Here is an 11,983-nt window from a genome sequence, read left to right as displayed (position 1 = left end):
TCCTGTCCTGAAGGGGAAGTCTGGTTTCAGGCCAGGGCAGGCGGCGCGCGCGCTCCAAGCGGGTAGACGCTGCGGCCGGAATCGATGCGCGGTGCGGGCGGGTAGGTGACGTCTCTTGCGACACTGATGCTGCGGCGGAGCGGCAGCGCCGCGGCAGCGACAGGAGGGGCGCCACTGCTACCCGCAAGGCAACCGAGCGCGCAGCAGGTCTTGGATTGCTCCGGGCTCGCGGGCGCCGTCGGTTCGGACGATCCGCCGGGGGCACAAAGGACATGCCGCGGAAAGGGCGAGGGAGCGGCCGAGAGCCCCGCGCCGATCGACATCAGGACCGCGTTGAGAAACAGCGCATAGGCGCAGAGCACGGCAACGATGCCGCGCCCCCATCTCGCCCCTGTCGCCGTCGCGCCCATGCCTGCAGCGCTACGGCGCGGCAGGCCGGCGGTCAATAACCCAAGGGAATGAAGCGCCTGCGCCCCGTGGTCACGCCGCCGGCAGGCAGGCGGGGCCGAGCGGTTCGAAGCTCTTGCCGGAGCAATGCGCGCCTTCATGGGCGCTGACCATGTGCAGCACCGTGCGGTCGCCGCGCTGGACGAGAATGTCGGTGACGCTTTCCGAGAGACGGGTGCGCTCGGCGATCGCCGCGAGATGGTGCTGCGACGGGCTCACTGGGATCGTGGCGAGGTCGGTGTCGGTCAGCCCCGAGGGAGCTTCAGCCCGAGGCGGGGCACCGCAGCGGCATGGCCGGCATAGGCCTTGCGCGCCTCGTCCTCGAGATGCGGCAGCGAACGCAGCGCGATCTCGCCTAATGCGCCTTCAAGGGCTCAAGTCTCAAGTCCGTCGCGGATTTTTCCGGATAAGGAAGAATTTTCTTCGGTGCGACCGACGGTGCGGCATGCTGCGGATGCATGCCGGCCCGGGACCCCGCTATCCAGCGGCCTTTGGCCAGAGACAGCTGTTGACGATCAGTATGCGCGCTGGCTCGCTCAATGGTTCAGTCGGGAAGCGCTTGCCTACCGATCAATGTCATCCAGTATGCCGGCGCAATCCCTGCCGGAGAGGGCAAATGTACAAACACATTCTGATCGCCACAGACGACTCCGAACTTGCTCGCAAGGGTCTTGAACATGGCTTGGCGCTCGCCAAACCGCTCGGAGCTAAAGTCACGGTTCTGACCGTTTCAGAACCTCTGCGGCCGGAGATCTCGCACGCAGCCCGCCAGCAGATTGATGCGTTCATGAAGGAACGCATAGCCTCCATTGAGCAAAGCGCTTCCGAACAGGGCGTCACGGTAAATCTGGAACACGAGACCGATGTTTCTCCAGCTGCGGCAATCGTGCGATTGGCCAAGCTCAACGGCTGTGATCTCGTCGTGATGTCTACTCATGCCCGGCGTGGCGTGCAGAGGGTCGTGCTCGGGAGCCAGACGTTGGAGGTGCTGGCAAGTACGACTATCCCTGTTCTGGTGATCCGGTAGTCGATCCTCCCTGACGTTGCCCCGTTTCCGGCGGTTTTGGAGCTCTTTCGGGGTCGATGTGTAACAGTATACGCTGAGAATCATACACTATATCAGCGGTTTAAACCCTGCCGGCAGCTTAGGCAGTGCCATGGCGCCCCATCGGGCACGAACCGCCCACGCTCCCTCGTCACGCCGCCGGCAGGCAGGCCGGCCCGAGCGGTTCGAAGCTCTTATAGGTCAGGATGAACTCCTGGTGGCCGAGCTCCTCCGATTTGGTGCTCCCGCCCTTGGCCAAGGAGATGACGAGGTCGCGGATCTCGCGGCCGACCTCGTCGAGCCCGGCGCGGCCCTCGAGGATCCGCCCGGCATCGACATCCATGTCGTCCGCCATCCGGCGATAGGTTTCCGGATTCGCGCAGATCTTGACCACCGGCGAGATCGCCGAGCCGACGACCGAGCCGCGGCCCGTGACGAAGAGCACGCAATGGGCGCCGCAGGCGATCAGCTCCGCGATCTCGGCATTGTCGTTGATGTTCGGGAAGCCGAAGCGCACCTCGCCATCGGGCACGACATCGAGCAGATAGAGCCCGCCATGGGGCGGGATGTCGCCGGGCTTGATCAGGCCCGAGATCGGCGATGCCCCCGATTTGGCATAGGCGCCCATCGACTTCTCCTCGATCGTCGACAATCCGCCCTCGGCATTGCCGGCGGCGAAGGAGCCATAGCCGAGCGTCGCGTAGTAGCGGGCCGCCTTGGCGACCGATTTCTCCAGTTCCTCGCCGAGTTCCGGTGTCACGGCGCGCGCCGCCATGATGTGTTCGCAGCCGATCAGCTCGCCGGTTTCCTCGAAGATGCAGGCGGCGCCCTCCGAAATCAGCAGGTCGAAGGCGCGGCCGGCCGCAGGGTTTCCGGTGATGCCCGAGGTGCCGTCAGAGCCGCCGCAGACGGTGCCGACGACGAGCTCACTGAGCGCCATCGGCACGGTCTCCTGCTCGTCGAGACGCGCACGCTCGGCCTCGACCCAGGCGCGGCCCTCCTTGATCGAGCTGCGCGTGCCGCCGGTGCCCTGGATGATGATGGTCTTCACCGGCCGGCCCGAGGCGCGCACGACCCGCTCGAGCGCATATTTGTTGAAGCTCTCGCAGCCGAGCGAGATCAGCAGCACGGCCCCGACATTGGGGTGGGTGCAGAGCCGCTCCATCATCTTCTCGGCATAGCCATTGGGATAGCAGCCGGGAAAGCCGATGACATGGACGCCGTTCTCGCGCCAGGGCAGGGCGATCTCGCGCGCGACGTGATGCGCGCATTCGACGAGATAGGCGACGGCGATTGTGTTGCGGATGCCCTTGCGCCCGTCGGACCGGAGATAGCCGCGCATGTCGTTCATGGGACGGCTCCCGCCTTGCGCTCGTCTTCGAGATGATAGGTCGGGGTGTAGTCGCTCTTCATGTTCTGAACATGGACATGCTGGCCGGGCGCGATCGCTTCGGTCGCCACGCCGATCGGCGCCCCGTATTTCAGGATTTTTTCGCCGGTGACGATCGGCTTTCGCGCGACCTTGTGGGCGAGCGCGATATCACGGTCGAGCACGGCCGGGCCCGCGCCGGTTTCCACGGTCTCGCCGGCGGCGAGCCGCATCCGCGCGACAAAGACGTTGTCGCGCGGATCGAGCAGGATGAGCCGGGGATCGTGCTGAGCCATGGGCTTAACTCCTTGGAGGAGCCGGCCGCGTCAGTCCGCGCGACCGGGCAGGCAGGCCGCAAGCGATCAGAACTTGCCGAACTGGAGATAGGCTTCCTGCGGGTCCGTGCCGGCGAGGATCGCGGTGCGGACCTTGTTCTCGGCCGAGATCGCCGTCTCCGCCTTCTCGAGCACCTCCTCGATCACTTCGACGGGAATGCGCACGATGCCGTCGCGGTCGCCGAGGATGTAGTCGCCGGGCCGGATCCAGACCGAGCCGATCTTGATCGGCTCGTCGATCGTCTTCGGCATCCAGAATCCGACGATGTCGCGTGGCGTATAGGCGCGGAAATAGGCCTGGAAGCCCATGTCGACCATGAACTCGGTATCGCGCGACAGGCCGTCGATGACGCAGCCGCGCACGCCCTTGTTCTTGAGCGTCTCGGCCGAAAGCTCGCCCATCAGCGCGACCTCGTCGGTATTGGGCTGGCAGACCCAGACATGGCCGGGCTTGGCGCGCGAGAGCAGGCCGGTCCAGCCGAGCAGGGTCTCATGCGCGTCGAAATCCGGATCGGTCTTGCCCTCGACGGTGAAGGCCGGGCCGGCGAGCTTCTGGCCGGGCAGGAGGGGCCTCAGATCGGACGGGAGCGTGAACTCCTTCAGCCCCATCGCGCGCATGACATCGTGGATGATGCCGGTATAGCAGCGTTCCAGCCGCTCGGTCAGTTGATCGCTCAAGGCTTCCTCCGTATCAGGGCTTCGTCGCGCCGGGACGCGCTGCCATTGCGGCCAAGGTGCCGGCCGGGAGCAGGGGCCGCAAGCGCGTTTTTCGCGCCTCGACGATGCGTTTCAAACGGTTTAGGTGTTCGAGTCGACCCGTTCCCAGCCCTGGGGCGAGAGGCGCTCCTGCGGCAGGAAGCGGGCCTTGTAGGCCATCTTGGGCGAGCCATCGACCCAATAGCCGAGATAGACATAGGGCAGGCCGAGCTTGCGGGCCCGCTCGATATGGTCGAGCACCATGAAGGTGCCGAGCGAGCGCTGCTCCAGCATCGGGTCGAACACGGAATAGACCATGGAAAGCCCGTCATTCAGGCGGTCGGTCAGGGCCATGGCAAAAAGATCGCCGACGCCGCGCCCGGTGAAGCCGCTATCGGGGCCGCGCCGGCGGTACTCGATCAGGTTGGTCTCGACATGCGTGTCCTCGATCATCATCGCGAAATCGAGGGCCGACATCGAGGCCATGCCGCCATCGGGATGGCGTTCGTCGAGATAGCTGCGGAACAGCGAGTAGTGCTCGGAGCGCGGCTCCGGCGGCAGCTCCTCGCCGATCAGGTCGCAATTGCGCGCGAGCACGCGCCGGAAACCGCGCGACGGCCGGAAGTCGTCGACGCAGACGCGGACGGAGACGCAGGAGCGGCAGGTCTCGCAGGCGGGCCGATAGGCGATGCTCTGCGAGCGCCGGAAGCCGCCTTGCGAGAGCACGTCGTTGAGGTCGCGCGCTCGCCCGCCGACAAGGTGGGTGAACACCTTGCGTTCCTCCCGCCCGGGCAGATACGGGCAGGAGGTCGGTGACGTCAGATAGAATTGCGGGGCATCCCGCAACGGGCGCGTCACGTTCGTATCGCTCCGGAAACGACCTGAACCACGAGTGTAGCAGCAGCGCAGCCGGCAACAAGAGTTGCGATGACGATCAGGCGCGAACGACGACCAGTCCCGTCAGGATGTCGTGGCCGAGCCTGCGGTCATCGCGCACCAAACCGCAGAGAATATCGAGCACCCAGAGCGCGACCGTGCCTGCCGCGACATAGAACAGCAGGGCGTGGACGGCGGCTGCGAGCCCGTCGGGACGGCCGCCATTGACGGTCTCGACCCTGAGGCCCGCCATGCGCATGCCCCAGGTCGCCTGTTTCCGGCCGCCGATGGTCAGCGCCGCATAGCCGAGCGCAGTCGCCACCGTCGCGATCGGCAGGAGCAGCCAGGTCGCGCCGAAGGTGACGAGGCCGAGGAAGATCAGGAGCGCGACCACGAGCCAGCCCAGAATGAACAGGGCGATGATGTCGCCGATCCAGGCGAACAGGCGCGACCCCAGCACGCCGCTGACATTCTGCAGCGGGCGCTGCTCGATCGGCGTGATCGCGGGTTGCTGATAGCTGCGTTCGCTCATCGAAGGTCGAGATCCTTTGTTCCGGGGGGCGCATCCGGTGGTGGTGCGCTCCGCCGCCATAATGTTTGATCAGCGGTCTTGTTCCGCAAGGCCACGCGGAAAGATACGGCGCGGCTGGAAGCCATTGGCCCGCAGCGCCTCCTCGATGGCGCGCGTATGGCTCTCGCCGCGCGTCTCGACGGTGACGTCGAGCGTCACGCCCTTGGCCGGCACGTCGAGGAAGAGCCTGCCATGGCTGACCTCGAGGATGTTGGCGCCGTGGTCGCCGAGCAGGCTCGCGACCTTGCCGAGCAGGCCCGGCCGGTCGCTGGCGGTGAGGCGGAAGGCGGCGATGCGGTCCTCGCGCTCCAGCTCGCGCACCATGATCGCGGCGAGCAGCCTCGTGTCGATATTGCCGCCGCAGAGCACGAGGCCGACCTTTTTGCCGCGATAGCGCTCCGGCTCCTTCAGCATTGCGGCGAGCCCCGCGGCGCCGGCGCCCTCGGCCAGCGAATGCTGCAGGCTGGCATAGGCATTGACCGCGCGCTCGATCAGGTCCTCGCCGACAAGGACGATATCGGAGACCAGGCTGGAGACGATCGGCAAGGTCAGTTCGCCGACCGTCTTCACTGCGATGCCTTCGGCCAGGGTCGCGCCACCGATCGGCCGGTCCTCGGCATTCACGGCGTTGTAGAAGGAGGGATAGAGCTCGGCCTCGACGCCGATCAGCTCGATCTCCGGCTTCAGGGCCTTGGCCGCAATCGCGTTGCCGGCCATCAGCCCGCCGCCGCCGAGCGGGATGATCAGCACGTCGAGATCGGGCGCATCGGCCAGCATTTCGCGCGCGATCGTGCCCTGGCCCGCCATCACGGCGGCATCGTCATAGGGATGCACGAAGACCAGGGTCTCGGCCTGCGCCAGCTCGCGGGCGCGCACGGCCGATTCGTAGAGCGTTTCGCCATAGAGCACGACGCGGGCGCCATGGGCCCTTGTGTTCTCGACCTTCACCAGCGGCGTCGTCTCCGGCATCACGATGGTCGCCGGAATGCCGAAGCGGCGCGCGTGATAGGCGACGGCCTGTGCATGGTTGCCGGCGGACATGGCGATGACGCCGCGGGCCCTCTCGGCTTCCGTCAGGCCAAGCAGCTTGTTGACCGCGCCGCGCTCCTTGAAGGAGGCCGTCGCCTGCATGTTCTCGTGCTTGACCAGCACGGTCGCGCCGGTGAGCTCGGACAGGCGCGGCGCCGGCACCAGCGGCGTGCGCAGCACATGCCCCTCGATACGCTGTGCGGCCGCTTCGATATCGGCGGGAGTGATCGAGAAAGGCTCGCTCATGCGTGGAGTTCCGTTCAGACCTGACGAGGCGCAATCGCGCCCTCGCCGAAGAAACCGCCGGGGCGCAGGATCAGCACCACGGCGAGCAAGCTATAGACGGCGATGTCGCGCTGTTCGATAGGCATGGTTGATGACCATATGACCTCGAAGAGCGCAATGCTGAGGCCGCCAAGGCAGGCGCCGGCGACCGAGCCGATGCCGCCCAGGATCGCGGCGACGAGCGCCTTCAGCCCGAGCGTGAAGCCGCCGGCAAAGCCCATGCCGCCATAGATCGCGGTGACGATGACGCCGGCCGCGCCGCAGGCCGCGCAGGCGAGGATCAGCGCCCGGTCATGCACGGCACGCGCGTTGACGCCGAAAAGCGCCGCGGTGCCGGAATCGTCCGAGACCGCGCGCCAGGCCCGGCCGAAGGCGGAATAGCGGATCAGCAGCACGAGCCCGAGCGCGGCACTGAGGCCGCCGGCCGCAAGCGCCAGTCCGACCGGGGTTGCGGTGACGATGAAGCTGCCGGAGCGGGCCAGCGGCCAGGGCTCGTTGTAGACCGGCGGCAGCCAGCGCAGATCGGGCCCCTGCGCCAGCCGCAGATATTCAGACAGCGCAATCGCGAGCCCGATCGTCGCGATCAGCATCTGCTGGCCGCTGGCGCGCTCGAGATGGCGCAGCACGAACCGCCCCATGGCGAAGCCGTGAAAGGCCGCGACCAGCATGGCCACGACGAAGGCGACCAGCAGCCCCGAGACCGGCGTCGAGATCGCCGTCGAGATGAACAGCGCCACGCCGATCACGGCTGAGAGCGCGCCGAGCGCGGCGAATTCGCCAAAGCTCAGGATGATGCGCCCGGTCAGGCCATAGATCAGCGCATAGGCCGAGGCGAGCAGTGCGTAGATCGCGGCCGAGGGCAGGGCGCTCAAGCCCTGCTGCAGGGCATAGGCGAGGCCGGGCGGGAGCTGCGGCAGGCCGTCGATGCGGGCCGAGCCCGGATCGACCGGCGGTTCCTCGCGGTTCTCGAGGTAGAAGCGCCGGAGCAGGTAGAAGCTGGCATCGTTCATCGGCCGTCCGTCGACCGCGACACCGAGCAACGCGCCGCGCTGCAGACCCGCGCCCTCGCCGGCGAAGAGGCAATCGATCATGCGCTGGCGCGCCGGGCCGCCGCCGGTCTCGACATGGTAGAGGATGCGCAAGGTATTGGCGCGCGGGCCATTGGTCGCGCGGTCGATGGTGATCCGCGCGTCCGGCGCGTTGAGCGCCGGGATCGCCTGGCGGCAAAGCCGCGTCTGGTCCGTATCGAAGCGTTCGCTGCAGCCGGTCAGCAGCAAGGCAATGAGAATCGGGAGGAGCGCGCGCATTGCGCGGAGGCTAGCGCCAGTTGCGACGCGTTGATACTCGATGCGTCGCGCAATTCAGCGCTTTGCCGGTCTCCCGTGACGTGAGGCGGTGCGCTCCGAGGCGCACGCATTTCAGCCAGCCGCTTTCAGCCGCAAACCTTCAGCTTCTCGGCGACGCGCGGCGCGAAATAGCTCAGCACCCCGTCGGCGCCGGCGCGCTTGAACGCGATCAGGCTCTCCATCATGGCCTTGTCGCCATCGATCCAGCCATTCAGGGCGGCGGCCTGGATCATCGCGTACTCGCCGGATACCTGATAGGCGAAGGTCGGCACCCGGAAATGGTCCTTCACGCGGGCGATCACGTCGAGATAGGGCATGCCGGGCTTGATCATCACCATGTCGGCGCCCTCTTCGAGATCGAGCGCCACCTCTGCAATGGCCTCGTCCGAATTGGCGGGGTCCATCTGATAGGTGCGCTTGTCGCCGATCAGCGTCGCATTGGTACCGATCGCATCGCGGAACGGACCGTAGAAGGCCGATGCGTATTTTGCCGCATAGGCCATGATCTGGACGTCCTCGAAGCCGGCCTCGTCGAGTTCGACCCGGATGGCGCCGACGCGGCCGTCCATCATGTCGGAGGGGGCGATGACATCGGCGCCCGCATCGGCCAGCGCCAGCGCCTGCTGTGTCAGGATACGCACGCTCGCATCGTTCAGGACGCGCTCGCCCGCCATGACGCCGTCGTGCCCATGCGAGGTGTAGGGATCGAGCGCGGCGTCGCAGATGATGCCGATCTGGGGCACCTCGGCCTTGATGGCGCGCACGGCGCGGCACATCAGGTTGCGCGTGTTCAGCGCTTCGGACGCCGTCGCGTCGCGCAACGACTTCTCGACATAGGGAAAGGGCGCGATCGCCGGAATGCCGAGGCTGGCGGCATGGGCGCTCTGGCGCACCGCCTCCTCGATATTCAGCCGGTCGACGCCCGGCATCCACTCGACAGCGGAGCGGGCCTCGCTCGAATCCACCAGGAAGATCGGCCAGATCAGGTCGTTCGTGGTCAGGACCGCCTCGCGCACCAGCCGGCGCGACCATTCGGCCTTGCGGTTGCGCCGCATCCGGCGGGTCAGGTCGAGCGAATCCTTGCTGCGCAGAGCAGTGGCCGGCAGATCATCCTGCCGCGCGACGGGCGCCGGAAACGGCCTTACAACCCGAGATGCCATAAAATCCTCCGCCGCCTGGGCGCGTTGGCTTGTCCTTTGCCGGATGCTTAGCACATCGGAACCGTTCCAAAATAGAGGTGGATGGTCGCAACCATGCGCTCAGGGCAACGCAGCGCCGCGCGTTGACAAGCGCCCGAGCCCCGGCCCAGAACCGGACCCTGTTATCAGGGATCAGCACGGCATGTCGCAGGAACCAGAGATCATTTGCGAAATCCGGGGCGCGGCGGGTGTCGTCATCCTCAACCGTCCCAAGGCGCTGAATGCGCTGAGCCTGGTCATGGTCCGCGAACTGGCACGCGCGCTCGATGCCTGGGAGCATGACCCGCAGGTGACGCGCATCGTGGTGATGGGCGCTGGCGAGAAGGCCTTTTGCGCGGGCGGCGACATCCGTTCGCTGCATGATCTCGGCCGAGCCGGCCGTCAGGGCGAGATGCTCGCCTTCTGGGGCGAGGAATACATCCTCAATCACCGTATCAAGCACTATCCCAAGCCCTATATCGCGCTGATCGACGGCATCGTCATGGGCGGCGGCGTCGGCATTTCGCTCCATGGCAGCCATCGCATCGCCGGCGACCGCTACCTCTTCGCCATGCCCGAGGTCGGCATCGGCTTCTTCCCGGATGTCGGCGCGACCTATGCACTGCCGCGCCTGGAAGGCGCAGCCGGCATCTATCTCGCCCTGACGGGCGACCGTGTCGGGGCCGCGGACGCCCTGGCGCTGGGTCTTGCGACCCATCCCGTACCGAGCAGCCGGATGGCGGAACTCGCCGATGCCCTGACCGGCCGCGGCGCCATCGACGAGATCCTGGCCGGATACACCCAGGATCCCGGCCCGCAAAAGCTCGCTGCCGAGCGCGCGACCATCACCGAATGCTTTGGCGCCTCCGAACTGGACGGCATCAGGGCGCGGTTGAAGCTGAAGGCCGAATCTGGCGATGCCTTCGCCGGCAAGACCCTGCAGACGCTTGCCGTCAAATCCCCGACCAGCATTGCCATCGCCTTCGAGCAGATGCGCCGCGGGGCGGGGCTCGATTTCGCCGAGGCGATGCGCACCGAGTACCGCATCGTCTCGCGCATTGCCGAGGGCCATGACTTCTATGAAGGCGTGCGGGCGGTTGTGATCGACAAGGATCATGCCCCGCGCTGGCAGCCGGCCACGCTCGATGAGGTCGATCCGCAGGCGATCGCGCACTACTTCGCTTCGCTTGGCGCGAACGAACTCGTCCTGGAGCATTGAGCGATGGGAATGGGGAGGGGAGATGCCGAGCCCCTGCGCGGGCAGCGCGTCATCGGCTCGGCCGGCCTCGAGGAGAAGAAGAGCAAGCTGACCCGCTGGCGGCGCGTGCTGGTCTGGCTGCTCCGCCTGCTGTCGCTCGCCTGGATGGCCAAGGGGCTGATGGCCTGGGCCGTGATCTTCGGCATCGGCATGGAGGGGCAGACGCCGTTCGAGTCGCAGCTGCTGAGCTATCAGGCGATCACGGTCTATTTCGCGGTGATCGATCTCGTCGCCGCGGTCGGGCTCTGGCTGACCAGCACCTGGGGCGGGGTGCTCTGGCTCCTGGCCGCGGTCAGCCAGTTGCTGCTCGGCTTCTTCTTCCCGCGGCTGCTGCCGGTGACGCCCTATCTGATCGCGACCTATGTCGGGTTGATGGCCGCCTATTTCCTGGCCACCTGGGCGGCGGAAAACGAGGAGACCTGAGACCGGCCGGTGCGGGCTTGCCGTGCGCGCGACACGCGGCCCGGGCCCCCGGCAATGGCGCTGTTCAGGCGGGCCCCCGGGCCCTGGCGCGGAGAGCCCCGTTTGGCCCGAAAGCGCGTCGATTGCGTCGAGTCATGGTAACAAACGCTTTAGCTTAAGCGTTTCTGGCTTCACTTACGATTCACCCAAAGGGGTAAATCTCCGATTCATCCTGATATTTAAACTCGTTTTCATCGGTCCGGCCTATGGTGTTTTCAGAAGCGGACCGGGAGATAAATCCTGGCCGGCATGCAACAGGCGGGATATACCATGACAACGAGCGTAAAGACTTTGGCTCCTGTGAAGTCGGAAGAAGTTCAACTCAAGGTGAAGCCCCTTTACCTTGAGTCCCTCACCCTGGTTGAGCGGCTGCATCGCCGCCTGCTCGATGTCATCAAGGATGAATTCGAGCGCCGCAACCGTGACGACGTCAACAGCGTCCAGGCGCTGTTGCTCTACAATATCGGCGATGCCGAGCTCAGCGCCAGCGAGCTCCGGACGCGCGGTTACTATCTCGGCTCGAACGTGTCCTACAACGTCAAGAAGCTGGTCGAGCTCGGCTACCTGCACCATGCCCGGTCGCGCATCGACCGCCGCTCGGTCCGCATCAGCCTGACCGAGAAGGGCCACGAGGTGCACAATCTCGTGAAGGGCGTCTACGACAAGCATGTCCAGACGGTCGAGCAGATCGGTGGCATCGCGGCCGATGACTTCGAGCGCATGAACAACGCGCTGCTGCGTCTCGAGCGCTTCTGGACCGACCAGATCCGCTACAAGCTCTGATTTCTGGCCTGAACCGCCAGACAATCGGCGCTGACCTGACCTGAACTTGCAAACTCCCGCCCTCGCTGCGGGAGTCTTTCGGGCCGCTATTGCTCGGGTCTGCTGCTGTTGCAGTTTCGCGACGCAGGGCGCCCATGCTGCATTCCCTGCTTCCCCTTCGTCGCCAATGCCCTAAAAACGCCGCGCTCATCACGAGACGTTAACTGTGGTATTGGATCGTCGCTCGCAACCGGGCCGCCGTCCATGGCGGAGCCGGTCTTGTTGTTTGCGGCGCTAAGGCGCGGTCTTGCTCCTTGAGGACGA

At 66.2% G+C, this 11,983-nt stretch carries 14 protein-coding genes; 4 read left to right on the top strand and 10 right to left on the bottom strand.

Annotated elements, in window-relative coordinates:
* Positions 1 to 26: 26 nt before the first annotated feature.
* Positions 27 to 410, bottom strand: a complete 384-nt coding sequence (locus AC1DW9_RS19615) for a hypothetical protein (RefSeq protein ID WP_476776840.1) — start codon at positions 408 to 410, stop codon at positions 27 to 29.
* A 70-nt stretch (positions 411 to 480) separates the two neighbouring features.
* Positions 481 to 696, bottom strand: a complete 216-nt coding sequence (locus tag AC1DW9_RS19610; protein WP_441488843.1) for a DUF2336 domain-containing protein — start codon at positions 694 to 696, stop codon at positions 481 to 483.
* Positions 697 to 1,063: 367 nt separating this feature from the next.
* Here AC1DW9_RS19610 and AC1DW9_RS19605 point away from each other — a divergent pair, with 367 nt between their 5' ends.
* A complete protein-coding gene (locus tag AC1DW9_RS19605) occupies positions 1,064 to 1,474 on the top strand; it encodes a universal stress protein (RefSeq protein WP_476776839.1) in 411 nt (136 codons plus the stop codon).
* 169 nt (positions 1,475 to 1,643) lie between these two features.
* Here AC1DW9_RS19605 and AC1DW9_RS19600 read toward each other — a convergent pair whose 3' ends face one another.
* The 8 genes from AC1DW9_RS19600 to hemB form a co-directional block, all read right to left on the bottom strand.
* A complete protein-coding gene (locus AC1DW9_RS19600; RefSeq protein ID WP_441488711.1) occupies positions 1,644 to 2,843 on the bottom strand; it encodes a UxaA family hydrolase in 1,200 nt (399 codons plus the stop codon).
* Complete coding sequence (locus AC1DW9_RS19595; protein ID WP_441488710.1) at positions 2,840 to 3,157, bottom strand: UxaA family hydrolase; 318 nt, start codon at positions 3,155 to 3,157, stop codon at positions 2,840 to 2,842. Before AC1DW9_RS19595 ends, AC1DW9_RS19600 begins: the two co-directional genes overlap by 4 nt.
* A 66-nt stretch (positions 3,158 to 3,223) precedes the next feature.
* Positions 3,224 to 3,874, bottom strand: a complete 651-nt coding sequence (locus tag AC1DW9_RS19590) for an RraA family protein (RefSeq protein WP_441488709.1) — start codon at positions 3,872 to 3,874, stop codon at positions 3,224 to 3,226.
* A gap of 120 nt (positions 3,875 to 3,994) precedes the next feature.
* On the bottom strand, positions 3,995 to 4,750 hold the full coding sequence (locus tag AC1DW9_RS19585; RefSeq protein ID WP_441504757.1) for an arginyltransferase: 756 nt from the start codon (positions 4,748 to 4,750) through the stop codon (positions 3,995 to 3,997).
* A gap of 76 nt (positions 4,751 to 4,826) precedes the next feature.
* Complete coding sequence (locus AC1DW9_RS19580; protein WP_441488707.1) at positions 4,827 to 5,300, bottom strand: RDD family protein; 474 nt, start codon at positions 5,298 to 5,300, stop codon at positions 4,827 to 4,829.
* 69 nt (positions 5,301 to 5,369) lie between these two features.
* Positions 5,370 to 6,614 (bottom strand): threonine ammonia-lyase, encoded by a 1,245-nt coding sequence (locus AC1DW9_RS19575; RefSeq protein ID WP_441504756.1) that lies wholly within the window; start codon positions 6,612 to 6,614, stop codon positions 5,370 to 5,372.
* A gap of 14 nt (positions 6,615 to 6,628) precedes the next feature.
* Positions 6,629 to 7,960, bottom strand: coding sequence for a branched-chain amino acid ABC transporter permease (locus AC1DW9_RS19570; RefSeq protein WP_476776838.1), 1,332 nt, complete (start codon positions 7,958 to 7,960; stop codon positions 6,629 to 6,631).
* A 125-nt stretch (positions 7,961 to 8,085) separates the two neighbouring features.
* A complete protein-coding gene (gene hemB, locus AC1DW9_RS19565; RefSeq protein WP_441504754.1) occupies positions 8,086 to 9,159 on the bottom strand; it encodes a porphobilinogen synthase in 1,074 nt (357 codons plus the stop codon).
* Positions 9,160 to 9,340: 181 nt separating this feature from the next.
* Here hemB and AC1DW9_RS19560 point away from each other — a divergent pair, with 181 nt between their 5' ends.
* The 3 genes from AC1DW9_RS19560 (at position 9,341) to ldtR (ending at position 11,680) form a co-directional block, all read left to right on the top strand.
* Entirely contained in the window at positions 9,341 to 10,396 is a 1,056-nt protein-coding gene (locus AC1DW9_RS19560; RefSeq protein WP_441504753.1) for an enoyl-CoA hydratase/isomerase family protein, read from the top strand.
* 3 nt (positions 10,397 to 10,399) lie between these two features.
* Positions 10,400 to 10,858 carry a DUF6163 family protein gene (locus AC1DW9_RS19555; RefSeq protein WP_441488702.1) on the top strand — a complete coding sequence of 153 codons (459 nt, stop codon included), beginning with the start codon at positions 10,400 to 10,402 and terminating at the stop codon, positions 10,856 to 10,858.
* Between the two features lie 309 nt (positions 10,859 to 11,167).
* Positions 11,168 to 11,680 carry a transcriptional regulator LdtR gene (gene ldtR, locus AC1DW9_RS19550; RefSeq protein ID WP_441488701.1) on the top strand — a complete coding sequence of 171 codons (513 nt, stop codon included), beginning with the start codon at positions 11,168 to 11,170 and terminating at the stop codon, positions 11,678 to 11,680.
* Positions 11,681 to 11,983: the final 303 nt, after the last annotated feature.

It is taken from the genome of Allobosea sp. P4_E12 (assembly GCF_056401655.1).
Note: the sequence above shows the minus strand (reverse complement) of the source record. Positions and strands in the feature narration are given on the sequence as shown.

What these genes read in the sequence shown, in the direction of transcription:
- AC1DW9_RS19615 (WP_476776840.1), bottom strand. Translation starts at nt 410, where the DNA reads ATGGGCGCGACGGCGACAGGGGCGAGATGGGGGCGCGGCATCGTTGCC.
- AC1DW9_RS19605 (WP_476776839.1), top strand. Translation starts at nt 1,064, where the DNA reads ATGTACAAACACATTCTGATCGCCACAGACGACTCCGAACTTGCTCGC.
- AC1DW9_RS19600 (WP_441488711.1), bottom strand. Translation starts at nt 2,843, where the DNA reads ATGAACGACATGCGCGGCTATCTCCGGTCCGACGGGCGCAAGGGCATC.
- AC1DW9_RS19595 (WP_441488710.1), bottom strand. Translation starts at nt 3,157, where the DNA reads ATGGCTCAGCACGATCCCCGGCTCATCCTGCTCGATCCGCGCGACAAC.
- AC1DW9_RS19580 (WP_441488707.1), bottom strand. Translation starts at nt 5,300, where the DNA reads ATGAGCGAACGCAGCTATCAGCAACCCGCGATCACGCCGATCGAGCAG.
- AC1DW9_RS19575 (WP_441504756.1), bottom strand. Translation starts at nt 6,614, where the DNA reads ATGAGCGAGCCTTTCTCGATCACTCCCGCCGATATCGAAGCGGCCGCA.
- AC1DW9_RS19570 (WP_476776838.1), bottom strand. Translation starts at nt 7,960, where the DNA reads ATGCGCGCGCTCCTCCCGATTCTCATTGCCTTGCTGCTGACCGGCTGC.
- hemB (WP_441504754.1), bottom strand. Translation starts at nt 9,159, where the DNA reads ATGGCATCTCGGGTTGTAAGGCCGTTTCCGGCGCCCGTCGCGCGGCAG.
- AC1DW9_RS19560 (WP_441504753.1), top strand. Translation starts at nt 9,341, where the DNA reads ATGTCGCAGGAACCAGAGATCATTTGCGAAATCCGGGGCGCGGCGGGT.
- AC1DW9_RS19555 (WP_441488702.1), top strand. Translation starts at nt 10,400, where the DNA reads ATGGGAATGGGGAGGGGAGATGCCGAGCCCCTGCGCGGGCAGCGCGTC.
- ldtR (WP_441488701.1), top strand. Translation starts at nt 11,168, where the DNA reads ATGACAACGAGCGTAAAGACTTTGGCTCCTGTGAAGTCGGAAGAAGTT.